We start from the raw sequence: 2,421 nt of genomic DNA on the forward strand, positions 1-2,421 counted from the left end.
TTTATCGATCAGATGCTTGGTTATGGTAAAGATGCAGAAACAGCAGTTTTACAAGCAATTGCAGCAGATCCCACTTGTGCATTAGCTAATGCTTATGCGGCTGCTTATTATCTCACCCAAGAAAACCGCAAAGCTTGGCAGCTAGCTCTACCATATCTGCAAACTGCACAACAGTATTGCACCAAGATTACCGCCAGAGAACAGTTATATGTGCAAGCAATTTCAGCTTGGGCAAATCAAGAGATTGATGTAGCGATCGCCATTCATGAGGAAATTACCAGTAGGTTTCCCCATGATTTGATTTCTGTTCAGCAGGGGCAGTATCACTATTTTTATACAGGTAATAAAGATAAATTACTGGAAATCGCCCAAAAAGTTTTACTAAGCAATCCTGAAAATCATTATTTATCCGGCATGGTGGCATTTGGTTTAGAACAGTGTCATCAACTCCCAGCAGCAGAAAAGATGGCACGTCAAGCGATCGCCTTAAATAGATATGATCCTTGGGCGCATCATGCGATCGCTCATGTCATGGAAACTCAGGGAAGAATCGATGAGGGGATAGCTTGGATGGAGAGTTTTGCAGACACCTGGGAAAACTGCAACTCCATGCTCTACACTCACAACTGGTGGCACATTGCACTATATTATTTGCAGTTAGAAAACTACCAAAAAGTTCTCAAACTCTATGATACGCATATTTGGGAACGTGCCAACAAACAATCTCCTAAAGACCAAGTAGGAGCAATTTCATTATTATTGCGCCTAGAATTGCGCGGTGTAAATGTCGAGAACCGTTGGCAAAGCATCAGTCATTATCTTTACAGCCGGATTGATGAACACGCATTACCATTCCAGGATTTGCATTATGTCTATGCCCTTACCAAAGCTGGACACCATGATTGGGTGAACCAAATGCTTCAGAATATGCAGTATCACACTTTAAATATTAATCCCTTTCTGCAACGGAGTTGGATAGAAGTAGCAATTCCCGCAGCTAGAGGAATGGTAGCTCATGCCAAAGGCGATTTCCACACAACTGTTGCGGAACTGAAACCTGTTTTACCACGCTTGCATGAGATTGGAGGGAGTCATGCACAGCGAGTATTATTTGAGCAAGTTTATCAAGATGTGGTTTTATCAGCACAAAAGCAGAGTTGGGATTATGCCATGTCTTAAAAACTTAGTTGGAAGTCCTTTACCTAAATAAGCTAACACAAGAGCAATCGCTATAAATCTGATTTAATATCTGATAGTCTTTTAATTCCACTACGGCAAAACGTCTGACTCCAAACTGTTCCATGACTCTTTGCAACTCTGCATCTGGTTGGAGTAGTGCTAACTGCATTTGCTGAATTAAAGATATACCTAGACGCTGTGCTACTACTAAAGGTGGCATTGGGGAAGGCCCCAACACTTCCACCACCCGCAAATGCTGTAAAAATTCGGGAAAATCTTTTAATTCCTGTTCTAGCACTACACTATCAATCGATGCACAATCTGCCAATCCCTCAACTACCCAGCGAATTGAATGCTGATGCGAACCTGATTGTAGCGTTTTGCTAAAAAAACTTTCAGGATATTTTTCTTGAATTAATCTATGACAGAGTAAATTATAACCACTGTTAGAACCAAGGTCATTATAACAAAATGTTTTTTTTGCTAAATCGGTAAATTTTTTGATATTACTATTAGCATTGACAATTACATCTGCATAGTAAATAGGGTGGTTGCTATATCGTGATGATTGCATTACTGGCGCAACCAATGTCTGGAATTGATTTGAAACTATTTGACTATACCGAACTAGTGGTAATCCACAAATAAAAGCTAGGTCTATTTGGTCTTCAAATAACCTGGGATCGTCTAAAGGGTCACATTCACTTGGTTGTAGTTGGAATTCTGCTTTTAAAACACGACTTAAATAAGCTGTGATCGCCTGATAAAATCCGAACCAATTGGGAGCCAGATAAGATATAATTTGCAACTTTTTATAAGATATAGCCATTTTTTTCTACAGCACTTTCAATCTGAAAAAATTGAGTCAGTTTTTTGCCAGCTTGACCATCGCATTACTTGATCAACATTAGTATTATTACTACTATTTATAACAGATTTATCGTTATACCTAGATTCATATTTTTCCCATAAATTTGACTTTTTCGCCGCCCAAATTCTTTTTGCATCCTAACTAAACTGGCGACGGCTATAATACAAAAAGTTTAGGGGTAGTTATGAAACCACCCCTTTATTTCCCTAATATTTAGAATTTACTTGCACACCCCTTAATGGGAGTTAATTTACTCAGAAATATTAATCGAACTTTCAACTTGAGAATTAGCCAATGTTGGTGCTGTAAAAATCCGCGAGTACAGACTTGATGGTTGCTGATGAGCAACGACTGGTAGAACTTCACGAGCA

Annotated in this window: 2 protein-coding genes; one reads left to right on the top strand and one right to left on the bottom strand. The window is 39.1% G+C overall.

Translation table 11 applies throughout. The features are described from left to right. The coding region (locus VE944_RS03410) for a tetratricopeptide repeat protein (protein ID WP_324972280.1) at nt 1–1,179 on the top strand (1,179 nt) is incomplete at its 5' end. A 19-nt stretch (nt 1,180–1,198) separates the two neighbouring features. On the opposite strand, the gene VE944_RS03415 is transcribed toward VE944_RS03410, so the two are convergent. Beyond that, nucleotides 1,199–2,008 (bottom strand): phosphate/phosphite/phosphonate ABC transporter substrate-binding protein, encoded by an 810-nt coding sequence (locus tag VE944_RS03415; RefSeq protein ID WP_324972283.1) that lies wholly within the window; start codon nt 2,006–2,008, stop codon nt 1,199–1,201. Nucleotides 2,009–2,421 lie beyond the last annotated feature (413 nt).

Origin of the sequence: Nostoc sp. (genome assembly GCF_035638895.1) — a bacterium.
Lineage (GTDB): Bacteria > Cyanobacteriota > Cyanobacteriia > Cyanobacteriales > Nostocaceae > Nostoc.